This window comes from Actinomyces minihominis, from assembly GCF_900187855.1.
In the GTDB taxonomy this organism is placed as follows: domain Bacteria; phylum Actinomycetota; class Actinomycetes; order Actinomycetales; family Actinomycetaceae; genus Scrofimicrobium; species Scrofimicrobium minihominis.
This window is the reverse complement of the sequence record NZ_FYEG01000008.1, coordinates 25,142-48,626: the sequence shown is the minus strand read 5'-3', so window position 1 is coordinate 48,626 and position 23,485 is coordinate 25,142. Positions and strand designations below refer to the sequence as shown.

Genomic DNA, 23,485 nt, shown 5'->3' with positions numbered 1-23,485 from the left:
ATCCACAAGGATGCTGCCCCTTCCCCTATCGATCGCAGCCTCTGGGTGAAGCGTGTAACCTACGTCTCATGGCAAAGAAGCGAAGCGAAAAGCTACCCAATGATGTGTATGAGGCCGAGCTGTTCCGTCTCCAGTCTGAGCTGGTCAAGATGCAGGAATGGGTCAAGGCCACCGGCCAGAGGATTATCGTCATCTTCGAGGGAAGGGATGCGGCAGGCAAAGGCGGCGCCATTAAGCGCATCACCGAGTACCTGTCCCCGCGTATTGTGCGTGTCGCGGCCCTTCCGGCCCCCAGCTCCCGCGAAGCGACGGAGTGGTACTTCCAGCGCTACGTGGCGCATCTGCCGGCTGCGGGGGAGGTCGTCCTCTTCGATCGCTCCTGGTACAACCGTGCCGGGGTTGAGCGGGTGATGGGGTTCTGCACTCCGGCCCAGTACAACCTGTTCATGCGCCAGGCTCCTATTTTTGAAGACATGCTGATCAACGACGGGATCATGTTGCGGAAGTACTGGTTCTCGGTGTCTGAAGCAGAGCAGCTGCGACGGTTTAGATCCAGGCAGAATGATCCGGTCCGCCGCTGGAAACTCTCACCGATGGACATCGAGTCGGTGAACAGGTGGGAGGATTACTCTCGCGCCAAGGACGACATGTTCATTCATACGGACACGACGACCTCGCCCTGGTACGTGGTTGAGTCCGACCTCAAGAAGAATGCACGGATCAACATGATCCACCACCTGCTTTCGACGATTCCGTATGAGGACGTACCCCATGAAGAGGTCGTGCTTCCCAAGGAGCCACGGAACTATGATAACTACCGTCGCATCCCTAAGGAACTTGAAAAAGAGGTGCCGAACTTTGCCCTAAGGTTGATGGGGGACCCCGAAAAGGACCTGTGAGGCTGAACCTATTGCCTTGGCCCCCTCCCTTGGGGCCGAGGACGACTTTTCGCGGTCATTCAGCCAACTGTGCGTCCCAAACTGAGAAATTTCCCTTCCATTCCGCCGTGATCCTCGTAACCATTCTGTTATAAATAGATGTGTTCTGGCAGCGGTTTACGTTAGTGTGCTAACGACCGATGAAAGGGTTTTATGTCTAGCAGATCGAAACGCGCAGTGAAGAGTCGCATGACGGCCGGAGCTCTTGCTCTGTCACTTCTTGCCACACCTTCCCTGGCGCTTGTTGCGAACGCCACGACAGTCATCGCACCAGATGAGTCAGCAGAATCATCCTCCGACTTCAAACTGCACCGGATCGCCACAGTTCCGTTCAGCACCGTGATCGTTGAGGACCCAGAACTTCCAGTTGATGTTGAGGTCGTAAAGACCGCCGGTATCAACGGCCTCAAGTACGTTTACACGACCCCCGCATACTATGAGGGTGTCGTCCCTATGACGAAGGATGTCTTCGTTCAGATGCCGGTTGATGAGGTCATCCACCGAGGAACCAAGATTGAGCTTCCAGTGGCTGCGGAACCCGTCGTGATCCCAGAGCCAGAACCGGAGCCTGAGGTCCAGGCTGCCGACCGTTCCAACGATCGTGTCGAAGTAGAGGCCTACGTCGAGCCGAGCGCTCCGTCGACCTCGGGCGAGTACTCGTTGGGTGACCTCATGTTCATGGGTGTCATCAACTGGGGTGGTTACAAGTTCACTTACTACAGCCAGAGTGTGCTTCCGGGCGGGGGACTAAGTATTCCCGGCCGTCATGTCAACGCCGGTGGATTCGTCTCCGATGGCGATGGTTACATCGTCCTCGCGGGATCGGCGCCAATGGGAACCGTCTACTCGACCCCGTTCGGTTGGCCGGGCAAGATCTACGACCGTGGCACCGTTGGTAACCACTTGGACGTGTACACGCAGTAGTCAAACTGAAGCGCTGTGGGCGTGGTTCTAGGGTGTCGCCAGATGCGTTATCCTAGTAACCGCGCCAACGCAGCCCCGGTAGCCCAACTGGCAGAGGCGGTCGACTCAAAATCGGCATGTTGCGGGTTCGACTCCCGCCCGGGGTACTTTTTCAAGTACTAAACCCTCTTCTGACCTGCATATTTAGGTCAGAAGAGATTCAAACTCCCGGCAAAAGCCTCTAATGGTCTCCTAAGTTGTCTCCTTTCTTTCGTTTTTAACTCTGTCCCGCAATTAGGGATCCCACAGCTGTTTCCAATCGTCGTCCTCGGCATCCTTGGTGAGGGCGGAGTGAAGTTTCCGATGCTCACGTCTTTTTCCCGGTGCGGGGATGACGACCTATGTAACCGATGTAGATGCGACCGTCGCCCTCGACATTGTCAAGGACGTAGAGGCGTGGTGAGAAGCCATCCCCGGAGCCGATGCGGAGGTGAGCTTCCATGAAGGTGCTCCCGTTTGGATCCACGGAGACCGGGACCGGGAAAGTTCGAACTCTACGTAGCTCTTCGCGTCCACGGACCGTGTCCGACTCGTGAGCTGAGTAGCGTTTTAAAGAGACCTTGTGACCGTCGATCTCGTCATCCTTGAGGTACATTTCGAAGTTTTCACTGATTTCGCCCGCGACCTTGAGCCGTGCGTAGTCGTAGAGGGAGTGGACAAAACGCCAGACGCTGCCCGCGTAGTGACTGTGAGCATCGCGCTGGGCCACCACGTCGGCTAGACCGCGGTCACCGGAAAAGACGACGTACTCGCGCAGCCATTCCCCGCTGGAACCAGTGGTGAGCAGCGTGATTATCTCGTGTAAGTCCTTGGGGTGGTGCCAGCGTGAGTCAACTGGGACCTCTCCTTGAAGGGCCTCAAACTTCTTAGCGGCAAGCAACTCGTGCCGGTAGTGCGCGATTTTCGAAGCGTTGAGATCGGCTTCTTCGGAGAGTAGGGCTGCGTCAGCGCGAGCGTCATGGAGCTCACGTTGGGTTTGGGTCAGCTCATCTAGGAGGCGACTCTGCTCTTCGTGGGCTTCCTCGACCAGTTCGAGGGCGACAAGACGCTCTTCATCTATAACACTGAGGTTCCTATCGACCTGGACAATCTCCTCGTCAACAGAGTTGGCCGAAGGAGTCTTCGGGTAGAGCCAGCGGCGCAGGAAGGAGATCAGGCGCTTGATCCCGTTGCCGCAACCCCCGTCCTCAACGGAAACCTGGGCGGGTCGGCGCCACTGCTGGGGGCTGCGCGCCTAGCAATGGAAGCTTTGCCGTCAACCACTCTCAATTTTGAGGAGAACTAACGCGGTCCACCCTCTCATCGAGTCACTTCGCGGCAAACTGGTTGTCTCCTGTCAGGCCTACCCCGGTGAGCCTCTCCGTCACCCCGAGACGATGGCTCAGATGGCTCGAGCCGCCGAACTGGGTGGGGCAGCTGCCATTCGCGCTCAGGGATTGGCTGACATTGCTGCGATCAAAGGGCGGGTTGAGATTCCCCTAATTGGCCTTTGGAAAGAGGGCCACGAGGGTGTCTTCATCACTCCGACGGTCCGCCACGCCCTGGCGTGCGTGAATGCCGGCAGTGACATTGTCGCTGTCGACGCGACCAACCGCCCGCGCCCTGATAGGTCAACGTTCAAGGATGCTGTCGAGGCCGTCCATGAGGTCGGCGCACTGATCATGGCCGACTGCGGCTCGACTGAAGATGCGCGAGCTGCAGTCATGGCTGGTGCGGACGTCATTGGTACGACGCTGGCCGGTTACACAGGGGACCGTCCGAAGACGGACGGCCCCGACCTCGAGCTTGTTTCGGCTCTCGCCGAGGAGTTTCCAGGGGTGCCGCTCTTCTGTGAGGGACGCATTCACACACCTGAGCAAGCCGCCCTCGCCCTCGCGAATGGCGCCTGTGCCGTGGTGGTGGGAACCGCAATCACACATCCGACCTCAGTGACCTCCTGGTTCGTTGAGGCCGTTGAACACGGGGAGGACTAGCCGGTCCCTGCTTCGAAGATGGCACGAGTGAACTCCACCCTTTTGAAGCTCATCTTGGCAGTGAACTGGCTGGGAGCACTCGATACTCCTGCGGGTGAAGACGGTTTAGCCACCACCCCAATATGGTTGCCCACCCACTCAGGATCGGGGAGTGGCCAACCCCCTTGGCTTCGGTGGGAATCGCTTCACCTGGGTGCCCCTAGTCGTCCTTGACATCCTTCGTGAGGTTGATGGCGATGGTCTTGCCCGTTTCCTTCTCATCCTCAGCGACGGGCTTATCGGTGATGATTTCAATTTGAACCGAGGAAACTAGAGCCACGATGACACCGAGGGCAGCCACAACGGGAGCTGCTAGGACCAGGACACCACCTGCAACTGCGCTTCCGGTGAGGGGAACATTGAGCAGTTCCTTGCCATGCTTGTTACGGATGATGATGCGCCGAGCATTGCCCTGCTCGATGAGTTCCTTGACCTTCTCGGTCAGGTTCGCGGTAGTGACGGTGAACGTCTCGGAAAACTTCGAATCGCTTGCTTCAGCCATTGCGGTGCTCCCCACTCTTTTACGCCCAAACCGGGTGGTTCTCTTTTACGCCCAAACCGGGTGGTTTCGTGTCCCTCATTCTAATGAGGACGAACAGAAGCGCGCCGCATACTCACGTTTTTTACCGATGCAGGGGTGTCTGCTCACCTACCTTGTATAGATGATTCCGCATCATCTACGCGGCAGTGCATTGCGTGGGGCACGTTGGCCGAGTTTTATCTCAAGGAAGTTTCGGGGCCAAGAACTACCGTTTCCTGGCCCCGCTGGGAACCAGTGACTTTCGCCGTAACCATTTCGTGACATAGTGAGTTGGTCTAGGCTGAGCCAATGTTAGATGGTTTGTCAGCGACAAATGATTTTCGCCATGTGTTGAATGTCGGAAGAGAGCAAATGAGAGTATCCCGAGTGGCACGTGTTTCTGCAGCCATGACGGTGGGTTTCTTGGGCTTTTCAGCCATTGCAGGGGCATCGGCCTCGCCCATCTACGAAAACCCAAACGCTTCGCCCCTTCAGCGCGAAGCCGACCTCATCTTGAAGGACCCCGCAAGGGCGACAGCTACAATCGTCTCCTTGGAAATGCCGTGGGAACCCGGCGACACAGTGGATGCCAGAGCTGAGGCTCCCGCGCCGGAGCCCGAGGTGGCAGAGAGTTCCACGACCGAAATGACCGCCTCGCGAAGTATTGGTGTTGGCAGGTGCGGAGTAGAGGACAACTGGACGGGCCAGGTCCGTTCCATGATTACCGACCTTTTCGGTATCTCAAACATTGGTGGTTACCGTCCGGGGGATTCGGGTGATCACGGTTCGGGTCTAGCCCTGGATGTGATGGTTCCCGGTAACGCGGGCCTCGGCGATAGTGTTGCCCAGTGGGCCCTGGAGAACATGGGCAGCCTAAACGTCTCGTACGTGATTTGGCAGCAGCAGATCAACATGGGCGGTGGATGGTCCGGAATGGAAGATCGCGGCAGTATCACCGCGAACCACTACGACCATGTTCACATCAGTCTCAACCCGGGGTGGGGGATCTGCGAGTAGGCAGCGTCGGTCGTACGCTGTCATAGTCTGAACCGCGCGATGCGCGTTGCGTACCGTCTTTCGCCCCACCCAGGCACGAACTCGAATATCCTTCGGCGGAGCACCGTCAATGAGTTAATCGGTGCTGATCTCTGGCCCTGGGAACACGGCTATCAGTACTTGCCGTAGCAGTTGCTAATCCCCACTTTCGTGGGGATTAGGAGGCCGGGTTCGTGTAAAGATTCTGAGAAGCAAGTGTGCACCCCGCGAGAACGGGGATGATCCATCTACGACATTTTTGCGCAGAGTCGTGGTCACGGTCCGATTCGACAAAGTCGATCACCAAACTCTCGTATGCTCAACGCAAAGATGGAAAGGAAACATAAAGATATATGAGACGGGGACTCGTACTAGGAGCGTGTTTGGGAGCCGCCCTCATGACAGTTGCGGGCTGTTCAACAGAGAAAATCAGTGAGCCCGAAGAAAACCGGATCCAATCTGCCATAGAGGCAATCCCACAGTCAGAATCAGAGCCAGAGCCGGAACCGGAGCCTACGACATTGGTGATGACAGACGAAGAGGCTGGAGACTTGTTTCTCGAGGTCGTGTGTGGAATTAACACGACCGTCTATCCCTACAACGATGCCTTAAACGCTGCTGAGGACGAGTACCTCGCGGGCGGAGACCCAGACATGGCAGGAGTACAGGCCACCGCGAAGGCCTATGCCGATGCGGTGTTGCAAGGCGTGACTGTCTTCGACGATGAGTACTATGTGTGGCCAGACTCTGTCACAACTTACATTCGACAGATGAAAGACGGCTACCTTGGGCACCTGGATCCTTTGCGGCAAGTTCAGCAACAGACCGACTACGGTCCGATACTCTCCATGTCGTGGCCGAACGCGGAGATGCCCTCTCAGAAGATCCGGTACGAACTCTCGTTGGAGAGCGACCCTGAAGTCAGCTGTGTAGACAGGGGCGGAAAACTTGCGGGGCTCGCGGAGGAGAGCAAGGCAAGAAAGGCGGGCTAGCTTCCTGTTTTGCCAACGGTGGCCCCCGGGCTACGGTGTCTTCTCTTCGCGTCGCACAATAGCAATCGCTTGGCGCACCCAGTTCACGACCTCGTAGGCTTCATTCCAACCCTCGTTGTCGGCCTAACCAGTGTCACAGAGCTCCTCGCGAGTGCGGGGATCCTCATAAGTCAATGTTGTGAAATCTCAAGGGAAGGCCGATGGTTTTGGCTCGTATGCGTGCCTGGTTGCTTGGGAGCTCCGACTGCTTGGTTGTACGGAAGGTCCTCTTGTAATCGCTTGGTGAAAACCTGAAATCAACCCCGATATCGGGTTGGGTTTTGGGGGTACTCCATTTTGTCGGAGGCACCAACTAGCCTGCCTGCACGGTTGCGGACGGGTCTGGTTCGAGGAGGCAGACATGGTTGTTGACATCAGTGGGTTTCCGGTCGATGAGTACATAGAGATGTGTGCCGATAACAAGGCCGGAAAGGACTACCACTCCCATCGGATGAAGATTGTGTCCTTTCTGGACCGGCTCGGTCTCTTTGAGGAACCGTATGGTGACCTTCTCTTCAACTTCGGTCCGGAAGCCACGGAACACGCACGTGCCTCAGCGACGCGGCGTGGGTACTCTACTTTTCAGTTGAAGGAAGCTGCGGTGGAGCTATGCGATAGTGTCGGCGCCCGTCTCGAAGTAAAAGGCTTTGGTGACTCCCTTATCGAGTTCCCAGATAGATCTTCGCGCTCCCTGTCTTCTCTAGCTACGCAGTGCATTTCTGATTGCGCTATGAACGCGGTCATTTGGACGCGTGATCCTGAGGTTGAGTCTGAGAACTACAGGCCTTGGACGGCCCGGCAGGTTTTTGAACTTGAAGAACGACAGCGTTCCTCAGGTAGGTCGCGTAGCTCTCACGGTGCTCAAGTGGCTTCTCGACCACCGGGTGTAAAGGATCTGCAGTTTCATGGCGAGATCCCGGTTGATGCGTTTCCAACTGACGAGTTTGTGGAGGTGTGTGCCCGGAGTGAGGGGCGGACATATGACGCTCACCGTGCCGCAGTTTTGGATGTTCTCTGGGAGTCCAAGTCTTTGCCTAAGGAGATAAAAGGGCTTGGGAGCGGGGTGCTACCAGATGACCGAATGAGGTACTCAAGTGCACAACTGTTTGGTGCTTTCGATCGAGTCTGCAATCGGGTGCATTCGCATATTCATGGATCTGGTCGTCAGAGTGACCTGGTGATTTTTGCCGACCGACCACCGATCGATCTTTTGTCCTTCACACGTGAGGTTCTGACTGACCACTCGGCGCGCGGGATACTTTCGGCCATGACTGAAGATGAATGGGAGCGGTTTCGGCAAGCTACCAGGGATCAGCTTGAAGAGCATGGCTTGTGGTCATGGCGGGTTGTTGGCGAGTATTCGGCGATAACTCCAGATGTGCCGGTGCGGGGACTTTTGCAGGTGCGGGTGACTTCAGTGTCTACCTACGATTGGCTCTCTAGAACTAGTCCGACTTCATAAGGAACACCATGCAACTGCACAGTGTCGACCTGCCCACTTGGCTGGTAGTTCTGTCAACTATCAGCTTGATCCTTGGTGTTCTGAGTGCCGCATTCATTGCGATTGATGTCAGACGTCGCCCTCAACTCATGAGAGTAATGGACTTCGTCTGGCCGATTGATGGCCTATGGGGATCCGTCGGTTGGGTAGCAGCCTACCTGTGGTGGGGCAGGGCAGGACTGCGCGGTGAGGGCGGACATCCTCCGCAGGGCCAACCGATGAAGACGATGAAGATGAGCATGGGGGACCAACCTACAGCACCCATGAAGTCTTCGAACATGCCAGCAATGTCGATGAAACCCGCACTGGGAATGAGGGGCAAGCCACACGCGATGCCCGTTTCGGTGTTCATTGGGACCAGCCACTGTGGGGCAGGGTGTTCTATGGCGGACCTAGTTGTCGAATGGCTGATCTTTTTCGTGCCAAGTGTCGCAGTTGTAGGGGGCCTGTCATGGTTTTTTACGGACCCCCTGTTCGCGGGGTGGGTAATCTCCTACTTCGTGGCCCTGCTCTTTGGAATCACGTTCCAGTACGCCGCCATTTCACCAATGAATCCCCAGCGCGGGATTTGGGGCAACATCAAGACTGCTGCAAAGGCCGATGTGTTGTCTCTATCTGCATGGCAGATCGGAATGTATGGGGCGATGGCAATCGGCCAGCTGTGGATCTTCCCAACCTTCCTCGGAGGGCAGGTAGCAACGAACACCCCGGTCTTCTGGTTCATGATGCAGATCGCCATGCTGGCGGGCTTCTGCACCGCCTATCCCGTGAACTGGTTGCTGATCAAGTTCGGCATCAAGGAACGAATGTAGGGGGCCTGGGCAGCAGCTATGCCTCCATGTGAAGGAAAGATCCACTTTCGGAGTTTCAGTACCCCTTTGGTTTGAGTATTTCTATGACGGAAATCTATATGGCGTCGTTATCTAAGTGTCGGGCAGCGAGTTTGGGCAATTATTGGCCCTGTCGTACGAAGTTTCCAAATGTCAGGTCATTGCGGTTATAAGATGATGGGCAAAGCAAACTGAAAGAGAAGACCCCATGACGAAACCTGAGTCCGCTGCCAAGCGTGTCCTGGTCGCCGAAGATGAGACCCTTATCAGGCTGGATATTGTTGAGATTCTGTCGGCTGCTGGTTACGAAGTTGTAGGCGAAGCAGCCGATGGCCAGGAGGCAATCGATCTGGCCCTCGAACTTGAGCCGGATGTCTGCGTTCTGGACGTGAAGATGCCCAAGGTTGAAGGAATCACGGCTGCTGAGCAGATCCTGAAAGAGATCCCCACGGCTGTTGTCATGCTGACCGCCTTCTCTCAGAAAGAGTTGGTGCAAAGGGCAGCTGAAGTGGGCGCCATGGCCTACGTCACCAAGCCGTTTGGGCCGAACGACCTCATTCCCGCAGTTGAGATTGCACTCTCGCGGCAGAGCCAGATTGAAGCTCTGGAAACTGAGATTGCAGACCTGTCGGAACGCTTTGAGACGCGTAAGCGCGTTGACCGAGCCAAGGGGCTGCTCATCAAGCGCATGGATATGACCGAACCCGAGGCGTTCCGTTGGATCCAGAAGACGTCAATGGACCGTCGCCTCTCTATGCGCGAGGTTGCCGACGCGGTGATTGACCAGGTGGCTGGCGACTAGCGGGTCACAATCATGTTGGTGACGAGGGCGGTTGAGACCAACCGGCCTCGTTCATCTTTAACCGTGACGCGGTGAACTGTCCGAGTCCGCCCGAGGTGTTCGGCCGTGGCGGTCGCAGTTACCAGTCCGCGTAGGCCGGGACGCAGGTGGCTGATGGAAAGCTCTGTTCCCATTGCGACAGCACCTTTCTCGCGGGCGTAAACGTTCGCAGCCCGGGAGGCCGCATTCTCACATAATGCTGCTGTGGCGCCCCCATGGAGGACTCCGGCGACCTGGGTGTTTCCCTCAACCGGCATGGTGAAGACAGCGTGTTCGGCGGTAAGTTCAAGGGCGACAATTCCGAGTTTGTCCCCGAGTGCATTCTTCTCTGGCATGGAACTAACACTAGCCGCGCTCTAGGCTGGGGGAGTGAGCGAAAAACTTCTTGTCATCGATGGCCACTCCATGGCGTACCGCGCATTCTTTGCGCTTCCCGCCGACTCCTTCACAGCTGCGGGAGGACAGCACACCAATGCGGTCTACGGTTTCCTCTCCATGCTCGTCAAGCTTCTGGACACGGAGAAGCCCGATTTGGTGGCCGTCGCATTTGATCCTTCGAGGCACTCCTTCCGAACGGAAATCTATCCCGAGTACAAGGGGACTCGCGACAAGACCCCAGAAGAGTTCGTGGGACAGGTTGAGCTAATTGAGGCCGTCCTCGAAAAAATGGGTGTTCGCACCATTACTGTTGAGAACTTTGAGGCCGATGACGTGCTGGCAACACTCTCCACGGTCGCGAAGGCAGAGGGAATGGAGGTCCTGATTGCCTCCGGCGACCGCGACACGTTCCAGCTGGTTAACGACCGGGTGACGGTCCTCTATCCGGGGCGTTCCGCTTCCGACCTCAACTACATGACTCCCGAGGCGGTGGAGGCTAAGTACGATGTGAGACCCGCTGCCTACCCCGAGCTGGCCGCTCTGGTTGGGGAGGCGTCAGATAACCTACCCGGCATTCCCGGCGTCGGGCCAAAGACGGCTGCCCAATGGTTGGCAAAGTTCGGTGGACTCGAATCTCTTCTGGAACGTGCTGATGAAGTCGGCGGCAAGCGAGGTGAGGCACTGCGACAACACATTCCGGATGTCCTTCGTAATCGCAAGCTCAATCACCTCGTCACAGATATGCCCCTGGATGTCAGCCCGGAGGAGTGCCGTGTGGAAGAGCCGGATCTGATGGCGCTGGCCTCCCTTTTCGACACTTTAGAGTTTGGGCAGTTGCGAACACGAGTGCATAAGGCCATGGATCGTTTCTGGGGTACGGTCTCGGTTGAGTCGGGGGACAATGTGGCTGTGACCGAGGTCGTAGAGGAGGCGGGACCGACCCAGGTTGTGCTTCCAGACGAGGTCGTGGTGATCTCTTCTGAGCGTGATCTCGCGGAGGTTCTCGAAGGCTTCGCAGATCGAGAGGTAGCGCTTTGGGGAAGCGGTCATCTATCCCCAACTTCGCCGCGGCTGGACGTTCTTGCCCTCGCGACCGATGAGGCGGTCGTTGTCGTGGACTCCGCGGAGATCTCACCTGAACAGGACCGCCTTCTGGGTGAGTTCCTGGCTGATCATCCGCGCCTGGTCGTGCACGGTGGGAAGGCCCTGGCTCACGGGTTAATCGCGCAGGGGTGGCACATGGCGATGCCCGCGTTTGATACTGAGATCGCGGCGTACATCTGCAACCCGAACCAGCGGGACTACGGCCTCGGCAATACGACCGAAATCTACCTTGGTTCGCAGGAGGTTGATGAGGACGACGGCGCTATGTTCAGCGTGGATGCGGCGCGAGGTGAGACCGATCTCGAGGAGCAGGTGAGCCCGGCTCACAACGCCGCGGCATTGAATGCAGTCAGTGTTCTCGCCCTGGTCAAGCCGTTGCGTTCGGGACTTGAGGAACGCCATTCGTATGGCCTCTTGAAGGACATTGAAATCCCGGTCTCGATGGTTCTCTTTGACATGGAGTTCGCTGGCATTGCCGTTGATACAGAGGTCCTTGAGGACCTGCGTAAGGAGTACGCGGGCCAAGCCGAGAAGGCAGCCGAAGATGCCTACGCAGCCATTGGGCACGAGGTGAACCTGGGCAGCCCGAAGCAGCTCCAAGTGGTCTTGTTCGAGGAGCTGGGAATGCCCAAAACCCGTAAGACCAAGACCGGTTACACAACGGATGCTGGTGCTCTTGAGGACCTGTTTGCAAAGACCGGACACCCCTTCCTCGAAGCACTACTTCGCCACCGCGACCGGATCAAGTTGGTCCAAACCCTTGACGGGCTGCTTTCTGAAGTGCAGCCCGACGGACGTATCCACTCGACCTTCAGCCAGATTGCGTCGGCAACCGGACGACTGGCATCCTCTGATCCAAACCTGCAAAACATTCCTGCCCGAACCGAGTCCGGACTGAGAATCCGTGAGGCCTTTGTGGTGGGTGAAGGCTTCAGTGAGCTCATGAGCATCGACTACTCGCAGATTGAAATGCGCATCATGGCTCATCTTTCAGAGGACGAGGCGCTGATCGCTGCCTTTAATTCAGGTGAGGACCTGCACGCGACCATGGCAGCATGGGTCTTTGACGTTCCCATCAGTGAGGTCGACAGTGTCCTCCGTAACCGCATCAAGGCCACTTCCTACGGGTTGGCATACGGTCTCTCGCCGTTTGGCTTGTCAAAGCAGCTTGGTATCTCGGTGGAAGAGGCTCGAAGACTGCACCACGACTACTTCGATAGATTCGGACGTATTGGCCAGTACCTGCGTGAGGTTGTCGAACAGGCCAGGATCGATGGCTACACGCAAACCATGTTCGGGCGTAGGCGCTACTTCCCCGACCTGGAGTCCTCGGTGCGCCGCGTGCGTGACATGGCAGAGCGAGCTGCGCTCAACGCCCCGATCCAGGGCACCGCGGCCGATATTTTCAAGGTGGCGATGATTGCCGTTCAGGCCGCACTTCTCGATGGAGACTTCCAATCACGCATGGTCTTGCAGGTTCACGATGAACTTGTTCTTGAAGTTGCGCCCGGTGAAGCTGACAGGGTGCGGAGATTGGTAGCCGATGCCATGGGTGGGGCAGTAAAGATGTCGGTGCCCTTGGATGTGGCAGTTGGTGAGGGAGATTCGTGGCGTGCAGCGGCCCACTAGCACTTCTTAAAGTTGCGAGCTACTCACCGCCGTGCTGTTATTTAACCTACTTCGATGACTAAAAGTGGGATTTTGTGAGGCAACCGTTACCAGGCGGTCTGCCAATAGGCCAAATCTCACTGATAGTATTGTCGGGTGCCATGTGCGACGCAGCATTTCGGGGGCCTAGGCCTTTGGCGTAGTACATGGCTAAGTAATGTCCGCATTTCAATTTGAAACTGTCCGTTTCGGAGTAAACAACTTCATGACCAATCCTTCCCCCGCCGCCGCAGGCACCCCCATCGTCGCCATCAATGACATTGGGACCGAAGAGGAACTTCTCGCCGCAATTGACGAGACGATCAAGAACTTTGACGATGGCGACATCGTCGAAGGAACCGTAGTTAAGGTCGACAGGGACGAAGTCCTTCTTGACATCGGCTACAAGACCGAAGGTGTCATTCTGGCGCGCGAACTGTCGATCAAGCACGACGTTGACCCTGATGAGGTTGTCGCCGTGGGCGATCAGGTTGAAGCGCTTGTTCTTCAGAAGGAAGACAAGGAAGGGCGCCTGCTGCTCTCGAAGAAGCGCGCACAGTACGAGCGTGCCTGGGGCGAGATTGAGAAGGTCAAGGAAGAGGACGGCGTCGTTTCCGGTACCGTCATTGAGGTCGTCAAGGGTGGCCTTATCCTCGACATCGGTCTGCGTGGCTTCCTTCCCGCATCTCTCGTTGAGATGCGTCGCGTCCGTGAGCTCGGTCCGTACATCGGCCGTACCCTCGACGCCAAGATCATTGAGCTGGACAAGAACCGCAACAACGTTGTTCTTTCCCGCCGCGCATGGCTTGAGCAGAGCCAGTCTGAAGTTCGTTCGAACTTCCTCAACACCCTTCAGAAGGGCCAGGTACGCCGCGGCGTCATCTCCTCTATCGTCAACTTCGGTGCATTCGTGGATCTTGGTGGCGTAGACGGTCTGGTTCACGTTTCTGAACTCTCCTGGAAGCACATCGACCACCCGTCAGAGGTCGTCGAGGTCGGAATGCCGGTTGAGGTCGAGGTTCTTGAGGTCGATATGGATCGTGAGCGTGTCTCGCTGTCCCTCAAGGCCACTCAGGAAGATCCGTGGCAGGCATTTGCCCGCCAGCACGCCATCGGCCAGGTTGTTCCCGGCCAGGTCACCAAGCTGGTTCCTTTCGGTGCGTTCGTTCGGGTCGAGGACGGGATCGAGGGTCTGGTTCACATCTCCGAGCTGGCTCAGCGCCACGTCGAGATGCCGGAGCAGGTCGTCAAGGTTGGCTCGGACGTGTTCGTCAAGGTCATCGACATCGATCTCGAGCGTCGCCGCATCTCGCTGTCCCTGAAGCAGGCCAATGAGGGTATGGATCCTGAGTCAGATGAGTTCGATCCTTCGCTCTACGGTATGGCTGCCGAGTACGACGAGAATGGCAACTACAAGTACCCCGAAGGCTTCGACCCTGAGACTCAGGAGTGGATGGAAGGCTTCGAGGCACAGCGTGAAGCCTGGGAGGCCCAGTACGCAGAGGCACAGGCTCGTTGGGAAGCACACCGCGCCCAGGTTGCAGCCTCTGCAGCTGAGGAAGCAGCTGAGGAAGAGCAGGTTCCAGCCCCGGTTGCAGCAGCCGAAGACTTCGGTGGAACGCTTGCCTCAGATGAGGCCCTGGCTGCGTTGCGCGATAAGCTCACCAACGCAAACTAGTTTTCTGACTGCTGTTTGAGGAGTGGTCCTCAAACAAAATGAGAACCTCTAAAGGGGACGTCACCTAAGGGTGGCGTCCCCTTTGGTTTTGCAATGGAGACGCGTCGTAGGGTTGGGGGATGAAAGAGGTGGAGCAGATCAGGGTGGGGGGTGCGGTTGCTACTTGGCTGCGCCCGTGGGTCAGACCCAATCACAGGCCTATTTACGTTGGACTCTCTGGTGGAATAGGAGCGGGAAAATCGACGGTTGCAGCAGAGCTTGCAAGGCAGGGGGCACTCGTTTTATCGGCGGATGAGGTAGCGCGCGAGGTAGTTAAACCTGGTTCATCTGGACTGGAAGAGATCAGAAACCACTTCGGCCCCGGCGTGATCAACTCGGACGGGTCGTTGAACCGCTTTCAGCTGGGCCAACGTGTGTTCGAGAGTCCGGAGCAGCGGGAGGTGCTCGAGGCAATCACGCACCCGAGGATCGCCAAGGTGGTTCAGCATTGGAGGCAAGGGGGCCGTCCGGGTGAAGTTCTCGTTTACGATGTGCCGCTTCTGGTTGAAAGCAGGATGGAAGCAGACTTTGACTGTGTGATCATGGTTCAGGCCGGGGTGGACCAGCGGGTAGCGAGGCTTGAAGGCAGAGGGATGGATTCCAGTTCTGCTCGAGCCCGGATAAACGCGCAGATCGGAGATGAAGTCCGGCGACAGTTTGCAAACATTTGGATCGAAAACCACGGTGGTGAGTCGGAATTGTCGGAGCTAGCATCTAGAGTGTTTGTGACGTGGATCCATCCGGATTCCTGACCCCGAACTAGCTCCTGGAAGGTGCATCGAATGAAAACTTCTCGTCTGGCGGCGGCAACCGCAGGCATGGCGGCGTTGGCGCTCACACTCTCTGCCTGTGGTTCGACCCCTGAAACGTCCACGGGAACAGAGGGGCAATCTGGTTCGACCGGGGGCAGTGACGCAGCTCCAGTCGACTTCAAAGCGTGCATGGTAGCCGGAGTGGGTGGCCTGGATGACAAGTCCTTCAACCAGTCCGGTTATGAGGGGCTGAAAAGGGCAGAGGCTGAGCTGGGTGTTGAGATCGCTGTTTCAGAGACCTTCACCGTTGCCGATTACGTCCCTCAGATCGGAAACATGGTTTCGGAGGGCTGTGACCTGGTCTTTGGTGTTTCCTGGGATGCCAGTGAAGCCATTCACGCTGCTGCAGAAGCCCACCCCGATATCCTCTTCGGACTGATTGACGAAGTTTCTGATCCTGAGATAGAGAACGCCAAGGGCCTGGTTTTCAATACTGCTGAGGCGACCTACCTTGCCGGCTACGCTGCCGCTGCGATGACTGAGACTGGGAAAGTTGGTACCTTCCTCGGTGGCAAGATGCCCCCGACCATGCTGTTTGCTGATGGCTTTGCAGATGGCGTCTCCAAGTACAACGAGGTCAATGGAGCAGACGTTGAACTTGTCGGTTGGAACAAGGCCGATCAGGATGGCATGGCAACCGGTGACTTCGAGGATATCTCTCGTGGTAAGCAGTTCAGTATCCAGCTGATTGAGCAGGGCGTGGACATCATCATGCCGGTCGCTGGCTCAGTTTCAACCGGCGCGCTGGCGGCAGCTAGAGAGCACCCGGGAACCTCGGTGGTTTGGGTCGATGTTGACGGATTCTACTCAGAACCTGACTACTCGGATCTGATGTTGACCTCGGTCCTGAAAGAAATCGGGAACGCCGTTTACGACACGATTTCTGAAGCAGTTGACGGGAACTGGACCGGCGCTGATTACATTGGCTCCCTTGAAAACAACGGTGTTGGGCTAGCTCCGTGGCACGACTTCGAAGACAAGATTCCCGCGGACCTAGACGATGCGCTCGGGGCACTTCGTGAGCAGATCATTAGCGGAGAAATCTTGGTGGAGTCACCCAGTGCCCCAAGATAAAAAGCTGGTTTTGCCCCAGCAGGCCCCGTTCGAGGTCATTTCTGAGTTCACACCCTCCGGCGATCAACCGACCGCCATCTCAGAGTTGGTGAAGCGCATCAATGATGGAGAACAGGACATTGTCCTGCTGGGGGCAACCGGTACGGGTAAGTCGGCGACGACTGCCTGGTTTATAGAGCAGCTGCAGCGGCCAGCCTTGGTAATGGCACCCAACAAGACACTGGCCGCCCAGCTCGCCTCTGAGTTCCGCCTTCTCATGCCTAACAACGCAGTCGAGTACTTTGTGTCGTACTACGACTACTACCAACCTGAGGCATACGTACCGCAGACGGATACCTTTATAGAGAAGGATTCCTCGATTAACGAGGAGGTTGAGAGGCTGCGGCACTCAGCAACCAACTCGCTTCTGACTCGCCGCGACACCATCGTGGTGTCTTCGGTGTCTTGTATCTACGGTCTTGGAACTCCTGAAGAGTATGTCAAACGAATGGTTCGCCTTGATGTGGGGGATGTGATCTCCCGCGACGATCTGCTGCGGACTTTCGTTGAAATGCAGTACGTCCGCAATGACATGGCCTTCACCAGGGGAACGTTCCGGGTCCGAGGGGACACGATAGAGATCATCCCTGTCTATGAGGAACTGGCAATCCGCATCGAATTATTCGGTGACGAGGTCGATAGCCTTTCGGTCCTGCACCCGCTGACGGGAGATGTCATTCGACGATGTGACACCATCCATATCTTTCCCGCGACTCACTATGTTGCCGGTCATGAACGTATGGAAAAGGCCATGAGGTCAATAGAGGAAGAGATGGAGGACCGGGTCAAGTGGTTTGAGAAGCGGGGAAAACTACTCGAGGCCCAGAGGCTGCGGATGCGGACCACGTACGACCTCGAAATGATGCGAGAGATTGGTACCTGCGCGGGAATCGAGAACTACTCGCGGCACATCGATGGACGTGAGGCGGGATCAGCTCCGCACACACTGCTCGACTTTTTCCCGGATGACTTTGTTCTTATTATTGATGAGTCGCACGTGACGGTCCCGCAGATCGGAGCAATGTACGAGGGCGATGCCGCTCGTAAGAGAACCCTCGTAGAGCATGGATTCAGGTTGCCTTCAGCCATTGATAACCGTCCTTTGAAGTGGGATGAGTTCACCGAGAGGATCGGTCAGACGGTCTACCTCTCAGCAACCCCGGGCCCCTATGAGCAGGCCAAGGACCCGACCCCGGTTGAACAGATTATTCGACCCACCGGTCTTGTAGATCCCAAGGTGATCGTGAAACCCACGGAGGGACAGATCGATGACCTGCTCGAAGAGATCCGAGTCCGAGTTGAAAAGAATGAACGCGTCCTTGTCACGACGCTGACTAAGAAGATGGCTGAGGATCTGACGGTCTACTTCGCTGAGAGGGGCGTGCGCGTCGAGTACTTGCACTCTGATGTGGATACCCTGAGGCGAGTCGAGCTGCTTCGCGAACTCAGACAGGGGAAGTTCGACGTTCTTGTGGGAATCAACCTGCTTCGAGAGGGACTAGATCTTCCTGAGGTGTCCCTGGTGGCCATCCTTGACGCTGACAAAGAGGGGTTCCTTCGTTCCACAAGGTCCCTCATTCAGACCATTGGTCGAGCCGCGCGAAATGTCTCCGGAGAGGTCCACATGTACGCGGACCGGATAACGGATTCTATGAAGGCGGCACTCGAAGAGACCGAGCGCAGGCGTGATAAGCAGATCGCTTACAACGAAGCGCACGGGATCGATCCCCAGCCCATCCGCAAGAAGATCGCAGATGTCACCGACATGTTGGCGAGGGAAGAGATCGACACCGAGGAGCTGCTTGCCGGGGGCTATCGCAAGGGCGTTGACAGGGGTTCGGCTCGAAGTGGGGGAGCACCCCTTTCCCGCGGAGTGGCGCATGCCGAAGCTGACCTCGCCGCACTGATTGATGAACTTACCGAGCAGATGAAGGCAGCTGCCGGAGAACTTAACTTTGAGTTGGCCGCACGCCTTCGTGATGAAATTTCAGATCTGAAAAAGGAACTGCGAGCCATGCGCAGTGCTAACTGAAAGGGCCCTGTCTGGGAGCCCAAGGCAATCAACCCCGGACCTTAGTACCAAGTCTCACTTGAGCGGGGTAGCGGTAGCACGCGGGCTGGGCACTAGTATTGCTCTCTGAGGGGAGTAATCCAACAAGTCAACGTCGTCAACACGGTCCAGGCCTGTCACAGGCTCCGCCCGGCGCTGACACCTAGGCCAGAGTCTCAGGTGGGTAAGACCTCAGTTACTTGGTCGTACCCACTCACGGAGGAATATTGGAAGTCCACTTTCTATCCTGGCTGATCCTGGCTGTCGTTATCGTTGTATTGATAACGGTAGACATCGTTGGCCACGTCCGTACCCCGCACGCCCCGACTCTTAAAGAGAGCGCCTGGTGGTCGGTCGCCTACATCGCCCTCGCCCTCGTCTTCGGCGTCTTTATCTGGATTGTTTACGGTGGTGACTATGCCGGTCAGTACATCGCCGGCTGGGCAACTGAGAAGGCACTCTCGATTGACAACCTGTTTGTGTTCGTCATCATCATGTCTTCGTTTAGGGTGCCAAGAGAGTTCCAGCAAAAGGCTCTTCTTTCAGGCATCATCATCGCCCTTGTCCTGCGCCTCATTTTCATCCTGGTTGGCGCGGCTATCATTGCTCAGTTCTCCTGGGTCTTCTACCTATTTGGAATCTGGCTGCTCTACACGGCTTACACCCAGGTCAAGGCCGGAACCGAGACCGTGAGTGTTGAGATTGATGAAGGCGAGTACACCGAGACCCGCCTGACGAAGATGGTGCGAAAGATCGTTCCCGTCACCGATGGGTTCCGCGGTCAGAAGTTCCTCTACCGCCACGGTGGTAAGACTCTGATTACGCCGCTTCTCCTGGTCGTAGTTGCGCTTGGCTCGGCCGACATCATGTTCGCGCTCGACTCCATTCCGGCTATCTTTGGCCTCACCTCTGAGCCGTACCTTGTCTTCGCGGCTAATGCTTTCGCTCTTCTTGGTCTGCGTCAGCTCTACTTCCTCATTGATGACCTTCTGCAGCGCCTGGTGTTCCTGCACTGGGGCCTGGCATTCATCCTGGGCTTCATCGGAGTCAAGCTGATCTTGCATGCGATGCATGAGAACACGCTGTCGTTCCTCAACGGTGGCGAACCATTCAACGTTCCAGATATCGGTATTGGGCTTTCTCTGGCCGTCATCGTTGGCACCATCACGATTACGGTCATCGCTTCTCTGATTGCCAGTAGGCGTAAGAAGAATGGTTCAGCTGAAGTCTCTGAACCGGACAGCATCGCCTAGTGTCTACTTCGCGTCTTGTCTCTGAGCCTGTGGATAGCACAGGGGAACACGCGGAAATTGTCCTGCCTGAGGCACTGTCCAATCAGCAGCTGGCATCTCTAGCCGGTGGATTGAGCAGTGCCCAGGTACGGTCGAAGCATGAGTCGGGGGAGTCGAACGAGGTCGACCAGTCAACCTCTCGGCCACTCAGTGCGATCCTTCGCGCCAACCTCTTCACGACCTTCAATGCCATTCTCTTTACCTGTGCCGCAGCAGTCCTCATACTCGGTGACTGGCGCGACGCTGTCTTTGGTTTCGTCCTCGTCCTGAACCTGGCAATCGGGGTACTCTCGGAGCTGCGATCGAAGAAAGAGCTGGATTCACTGGCTGTTCTCCAAGCTCCGACCTCTACCGTCCTGCGTGATGGCCAGTGGCAGGAAGTCAACAACAGCCAACTGGTGAGTCATGACGTAATCCGCCTGAGTCTAGGAGACCAGGTTCCGGCGGATGGGCAGGTCATTGAAGCTCGGGGACTCGAGGTCGATGAGTCTGCCCTCACGGGGGAGGCACGCCCGGTGCGAAAGAAGACCGGCGACACCCTGATGTCGGGGACCGCCATTGTCGCTGGCGCCGGAGAGATGCTGATCGAGGTCGTTGGATCGCAGGCCTGGGCGCAGCGGATCACCTCAGAGGCAAGGCGCTTCAGCAAGGCGCACTCCGAGATTCAAGACTCGATCGAACGCATCCTGCACTGGGTCACCATCATCCTGCCCGTGATTTTCGCGCTGCTGCTGTGGTCACAAATGAGGGCGGGGGGTGACTCTTGGCCCACTGCCATTGTCTACACGGTGGCCGGCATCGTCGGGATGATCCCGCAGGGCCTCGTTCTACTGACTTCGATGAACTTCGGCCTGGCCGCTGCGCTTCTGGCGCGTAGAGGGGTCTTGGTTCAAGAGCTTCCTGCCGTGGAGATTCTGGCGCGAGTCGACGTGCTCTGCCTGGACAAAACTGGAACGCTGACCACGGGTGAGATCCGCGGTCGCGCGATCGTGGATGCACCGCAGGGCTTGCAGCAGTCCTACCTGGTTGGTGGGGAGAAGTTCGATGGTCTCGCACTGTCCAGAGCAGTCCTTGCCAGCCTCGTAGCCGACGGAGGAAACGCCACCGCCGAGGCAGTGAAGCAGCTGGTTCCCTCAATCAACACCGCCTTTACGGAAGACGCCTTGCAGATTCCGTTCAACTCGGCCCGCAAATGGTCCGCGCTGCACCTGACGTGCACAACCGATGCTCCCAAAACCTGGGTGCTAGGGGCTCCTGAAATCCTGCTTGCCGATGGGAATCAGGATCACAGCTGGGCTCACGAGACCGTTTCTGCTGCCAGCTCAGTCGGACGCCGTTCTGTCTGCCTGTCCTACACGGATAGCCCACTGGGTGAGGAGCAGTTGCCAGCCGAACTGAGACCGGCACTTATTGCAGTTCTCGAGGAGGATATCCGCCCCGACGCGAAGCAGACCCTCGAGTACTTTGCCCAGCAGGGAGTTCTGGTCAAGGTAATTTCAGGCGATGCCCCAGAGACGGTGGCGACGATTGCAGCTGAAGTTGGCCTCAGACACGAAGGCGGCGGTGTCTCCAATGTCATAGACGCACGTAAACTTCCGGATCCGAAGACCCCGGAGTTCCAAGATCTAGCCTTGAACACCGATGTCTTTGGTCGCGTTACTCCGGAGCAGAAGCGCGAGCTAGTGCGGGCATTAAAACGAGCTGGGCACACCGTTGCCATGACCGGTGATGGTGTTAATGACGCCCTCGCACTCAAGGACGCGGATCTTGGGATTGCCATGGGTAATGCTGCCCCGGCAACCAAGGCGGTATCACGCCTCGTCCTCGTCAACGGCAAATTTTCAGACCTTCCCGGAGTGGTGGCAGAGGGCAGGCGCATCATTGCCAATATGGAAAGGGTCTCGGCGCTGTTCCTTTCCAAGACAACCTACGCAATCCTTTTCGCGATCCTGGTTGCGGCTCTAGGTTGGAAATACCCATTCCTTCCGCGCCAGCTCACCTACATCGGTACTTTCACCATTGGTGTTCCGGCGTTTTTCCTGTCGCTGGCACCTAACCCTCAGAAGTATCGTCCAGGATTTCTCCGTCGGACTCTCCTAGTCGCCGTTCCCTCGGGAGCGATACTGACGATGGCGGCCTCCGCCGCCTACCTTGTACTTGGGGAAGGTACTGAGTTAGGACAGACCGGGGCAACGATCTCTCTCATCATTGGAGCAATGGCGCTGCTGATTGTTTTGGCACGGCCCTGGAACTGGTGGCGTATCACCCTGGTGGTTCTGATGATTTCAGGGGCGGTGATCGGGATGACGATCGAACCGGTGCGCCGCTTCTTTGCGTTGGAGCTGCCCCACGGTGGTGAATGGTACGTGATATTGATTGCGGGTCTCTGTGCGGCGATACTGATTGCTACGGCATATGGCGTGACATCAAAGTGGAGGGCGCATTCCAATGTTCAGACTTGACACCCCTTCGTCACCGCTCGCCTTCTACGCGGCTAGCTCCAAGAATGAACAGCAAATTCGTCGAAGGGTCCCGCTGGTCCTCGGCCATGCTCTCGGTTCCAGTGCAGAAATGTGGCAGTGGGTGCTTCCGCTACTCCCCGAAAGACTCCCGGTTATCCTCTGGGAGCAACCCGGGCACGGAGAGTCGGAGCTGCTCAACCGGGGTCGAGCCACAGCAAAGGATACTGCCTTAGCGGTGAATCGAGGACTGCGAGACCTCGGAGTGCTCAACGCTCATGTTGCTGGGATTTCGCTCGGGGGAATGGTGTCCCTTGCTTACGCCAGTGCCTATCCCCTTGAGACCGCTAGCCTCTCAGTCCTTGATTCGGGTCCCGTGATCACACCGGCATCTGCCTGGAAAGAAAAGGCAGACCAGGTTGAGCGAGATGGTGTTGCCCCCCTGGTGGATGGGACGATGGAACGCTGGTTCACCGGAAGGTTCGCAGCCGGGCCCGGGGTGCGAGAGGTCCAGGAGATTCGGCAGATCTTCCTTTCTACTGATCGCGCAGGATATGCCCAGTGCTGCCGCATCATCGCTCACACTGACCTCACTGACCAGTTGGCAATGGTGAGTTCACCGAGCATGGTGCTGACGGGAGAGGACGATGCCGGTAATCCGCCGGCGGCAGCACGGCACCTAGCAGTCGAACTCTCGGCTCCCCACACTGTGGTGATCGTCCCCGATGCCCGCCATCTCACGGCCGTCGAACAGCCAGAGGTGGTTGCCGCAGCCCTCATACAACACCTGGCACAGGCCGAGAAAATGAGAGGCATCCGCTAGAGCGGTGCCCGTTTTCTCCGTCTAGTCGAAGGTGGGGAAAGTGGTGTCGAACCCGGGTGCGTCAGGTCCAAGAGTAGGGACCCATGACAGCACGGTCAGTTCGTCCATCAGGTCGTGCTCGTAGAACGGGTCGCCCTCCAGGTACTCGCGAGCCTCCTGCGCTGAATCAGCCCGGACAAGAAGTAACCCGCCATCGAATGTGGCGTCGTGAAGGAAACCGGAGGAAACCAGCTTTCCTTCCGCTTGAAGTTTGCGCATGTGCGTGCGGTGTCCCGGGCGGAAGTCCTCAACCAGGAACTTGAGATCAGCGGGGTACCGGTACTGAATTACGTAAAAGCCCATGTCAGCATTATCTCCCATGCAACCCCGCTTGGATGGACGCCACGAGAGAAGTGCGCTCACTGTGATCGAACACCTGT

At 57.1% G+C, this 23,485-nt stretch carries 21 protein-coding genes and 1 tRNA gene; 17 read left to right on the top strand and 5 right to left on the bottom strand.

What is annotated here, in order from left to right; genetic code table 11:
* Window positions 1-68: 68 nt before the first annotated feature.
* The 3 genes from ppk2 (at window position 69) to CS903_RS07965 (ending at window position 2,008) form a co-directional block, all read left to right on the top strand.
* On the top strand, window positions 69-899 hold the full coding sequence (ppk2, locus tag CS903_RS07975) for a polyphosphate kinase 2 (protein WP_099333026.1): 831 nt from the start codon (window positions 69-71) through the stop codon (window positions 897-899).
* A 228-nt stretch (window positions 900-1,127) separates the two neighbouring features.
* On the top strand, window positions 1,128-1,862 hold the full coding sequence (locus CS903_RS07970) for a G5 domain-containing protein (RefSeq protein WP_164996716.1): 735 nt from the start codon (window positions 1,128-1,130) through the stop codon (window positions 1,860-1,862).
* A gap of 72 nt (window positions 1,863-1,934) precedes the next feature.
* Window positions 1,935-2,008 (top strand) — tRNA-Leu (locus tag CS903_RS07965).
* A 200-nt stretch (window positions 2,009-2,208) separates the two neighbouring features.
* Here CS903_RS07965 and CS903_RS07960 read toward each other — a convergent pair.
* Window positions 2,209-2,781, bottom strand: a complete 573-nt coding sequence (locus CS903_RS07960) for a hypothetical protein (protein ID WP_099333024.1) — start codon at window positions 2,779-2,781, stop codon at window positions 2,209-2,211.
* 132 nt (window positions 2,782-2,913) lie between these two features.
* On the opposite strand from CS903_RS07960, the gene CS903_RS07955 reads away from it, so the two are divergent.
* Complete coding sequence (locus CS903_RS07955) at window positions 2,914-3,186, top strand: hypothetical protein (RefSeq protein ID WP_099333023.1); 273 nt, start codon at window positions 2,914-2,916, stop codon at window positions 3,184-3,186.
* On the top strand, window positions 3,173-3,874 hold the full coding sequence (locus CS903_RS07950) for an N-acetylmannosamine-6-phosphate 2-epimerase (RefSeq protein WP_099333022.1): 702 nt from the start codon (window positions 3,173-3,175) through the stop codon (window positions 3,872-3,874). Before CS903_RS07955 ends, CS903_RS07950 begins: the two co-directional genes overlap by 14 nt.
* Before the next feature lie 199 nt (window positions 3,875-4,073).
* Here the strand turns inward: CS903_RS07950 and CS903_RS07945 are convergent, their stop codons facing one another.
* Window positions 4,074-4,415 (bottom strand): DUF4342 domain-containing protein, encoded by a 342-nt coding sequence (locus CS903_RS07945; RefSeq protein WP_099333021.1) that lies wholly within the window; start codon window positions 4,413-4,415, stop codon window positions 4,074-4,076.
* 405 nt (window positions 4,416-4,820) lie between these two features.
* On the opposite strand from CS903_RS07945, the gene CS903_RS07940 reads away from it, so the two are divergent.
* Together CS903_RS07940 and CS903_RS07935 are read left to right on the top strand one after the other, a co-directional pair.
* A complete protein-coding gene (locus tag CS903_RS07940; RefSeq protein ID WP_099333020.1) occupies window positions 4,821-5,450 on the top strand; it encodes a VldE C-terminal domain-containing protein in 630 nt (209 codons plus the stop codon).
* Between the two features lie 401 nt (window positions 5,451-5,851).
* Window positions 5,852-6,460, top strand: coding sequence for a hypothetical protein (locus CS903_RS07935; protein ID WP_129587636.1), 609 nt, complete (start codon window positions 5,852-5,854; stop codon window positions 6,458-6,460).
* 352 nt (window positions 6,461-6,812) lie between these two features.
* Here the strand turns inward: CS903_RS07935 and CS903_RS09620 are convergent, their stop codons facing one another.
* Window positions 6,813-6,947, bottom strand: a complete 135-nt coding sequence (locus CS903_RS09620) for a hypothetical protein (protein WP_277984880.1) — start codon at window positions 6,945-6,947, stop codon at window positions 6,813-6,815.
* 1,022 nt (window positions 6,948-7,969) lie between these two features.
* Between CS903_RS09620 and CS903_RS07925 the strand changes: the two genes are divergently transcribed.
* Entirely contained in the window at window positions 7,970-8,812 is an 843-nt protein-coding gene (locus tag CS903_RS07925; protein WP_099333017.1) for a DUF4396 domain-containing protein, read from the top strand.
* A 226-nt stretch (window positions 8,813-9,038) separates the two neighbouring features.
* Complete coding sequence (locus CS903_RS07920; RefSeq protein WP_099333016.1) at window positions 9,039-9,632, top strand: ANTAR domain-containing response regulator; 594 nt, start codon at window positions 9,039-9,041, stop codon at window positions 9,630-9,632.
* Here the strand turns inward: CS903_RS07920 and CS903_RS07915 are convergent.
* Window positions 9,629-10,006: a PaaI family thioesterase gene (locus tag CS903_RS07915; protein WP_099333015.1), complete on the bottom strand. Its 378-nt coding sequence runs from the start codon at window positions 10,004-10,006 to the stop codon at window positions 9,629-9,631. The genes CS903_RS07920 and CS903_RS07915 overlap by 4 nt on opposite strands.
* A 34-nt stretch (window positions 10,007-10,040) precedes the next feature.
* Between CS903_RS07915 and polA the strand changes: the two genes are divergently transcribed.
* The 8 genes from polA (at window position 10,041) to CS903_RS07875 (ending at window position 23,066) form a co-directional block, all read left to right on the top strand.
* The gene (gene polA / locus CS903_RS07910) at window positions 10,041-12,782 is read left to right on the top strand and encodes a DNA polymerase I (protein WP_099333014.1); all 2,742 of its coding nucleotides are present in this window, start codon (window positions 10,041-10,043) and stop codon (window positions 12,780-12,782) included.
* Window positions 12,783-13,026: 244 nt separating this feature from the next.
* Complete coding sequence (gene rpsA, locus CS903_RS07905) at window positions 13,027-14,478, top strand: 30S ribosomal protein S1 (protein ID WP_099333069.1); 1,452 nt, start codon at window positions 13,027-13,029, stop codon at window positions 14,476-14,478.
* A 119-nt stretch (window positions 14,479-14,597) separates the two neighbouring features.
* A complete protein-coding gene (gene coaE / locus CS903_RS07900; RefSeq protein ID WP_207203791.1) occupies window positions 14,598-15,269 on the top strand; it encodes a dephospho-CoA kinase in 672 nt (223 codons plus the stop codon).
* 30 nt (window positions 15,270-15,299) lie between these two features.
* Window positions 15,300-16,403: a BMP family lipoprotein gene (locus CS903_RS07895; RefSeq protein ID WP_099333013.1), complete on the top strand. Its 1,104-nt coding sequence runs from the start codon at window positions 15,300-15,302 to the stop codon at window positions 16,401-16,403.
* Window positions 16,390-18,474 carry an excinuclease ABC subunit UvrB gene (gene uvrB, locus CS903_RS07890; protein WP_242491812.1) on the top strand — a complete coding sequence of 695 codons (2,085 nt, stop codon included), beginning with the start codon at window positions 16,390-16,392 and terminating at the stop codon, window positions 18,472-18,474. The genes CS903_RS07895 and uvrB overlap by 14 nt, the downstream gene beginning before the upstream one ends.
* A gap of 245 nt (window positions 18,475-18,719) precedes the next feature.
* A complete protein-coding gene (locus CS903_RS07885) occupies window positions 18,720-19,745 on the top strand; it encodes a TerC family protein (RefSeq protein WP_099333011.1) in 1,026 nt (341 codons plus the stop codon).
* Window positions 19,745-22,246 carry an HAD-IC family P-type ATPase gene (locus tag CS903_RS07880; RefSeq protein WP_242491811.1) on the top strand — a complete coding sequence of 834 codons (2,502 nt, stop codon included), beginning with the start codon at window positions 19,745-19,747 and terminating at the stop codon, window positions 22,244-22,246. Before CS903_RS07885 ends, CS903_RS07880 begins: the two co-directional genes overlap by 1 nt.
* Window positions 22,233-23,066 carry an alpha/beta fold hydrolase gene (locus CS903_RS07875; RefSeq protein ID WP_099333010.1) on the top strand — a complete coding sequence of 278 codons (834 nt, stop codon included), beginning with the start codon at window positions 22,233-22,235 and terminating at the stop codon, window positions 23,064-23,066. The genes CS903_RS07880 and CS903_RS07875 overlap by 14 nt, the downstream gene beginning before the upstream one ends.
* A gap of 21 nt (window positions 23,067-23,087) precedes the next feature.
* On the opposite strand, the gene CS903_RS07870 is transcribed toward CS903_RS07875, so the two are convergent.
* Window positions 23,088-23,426, bottom strand: coding sequence for a YciI family protein (locus tag CS903_RS07870; RefSeq protein ID WP_099333009.1), 339 nt, complete (start codon window positions 23,424-23,426; stop codon window positions 23,088-23,090).
* Window positions 23,427-23,485 lie beyond the last annotated feature (59 nt).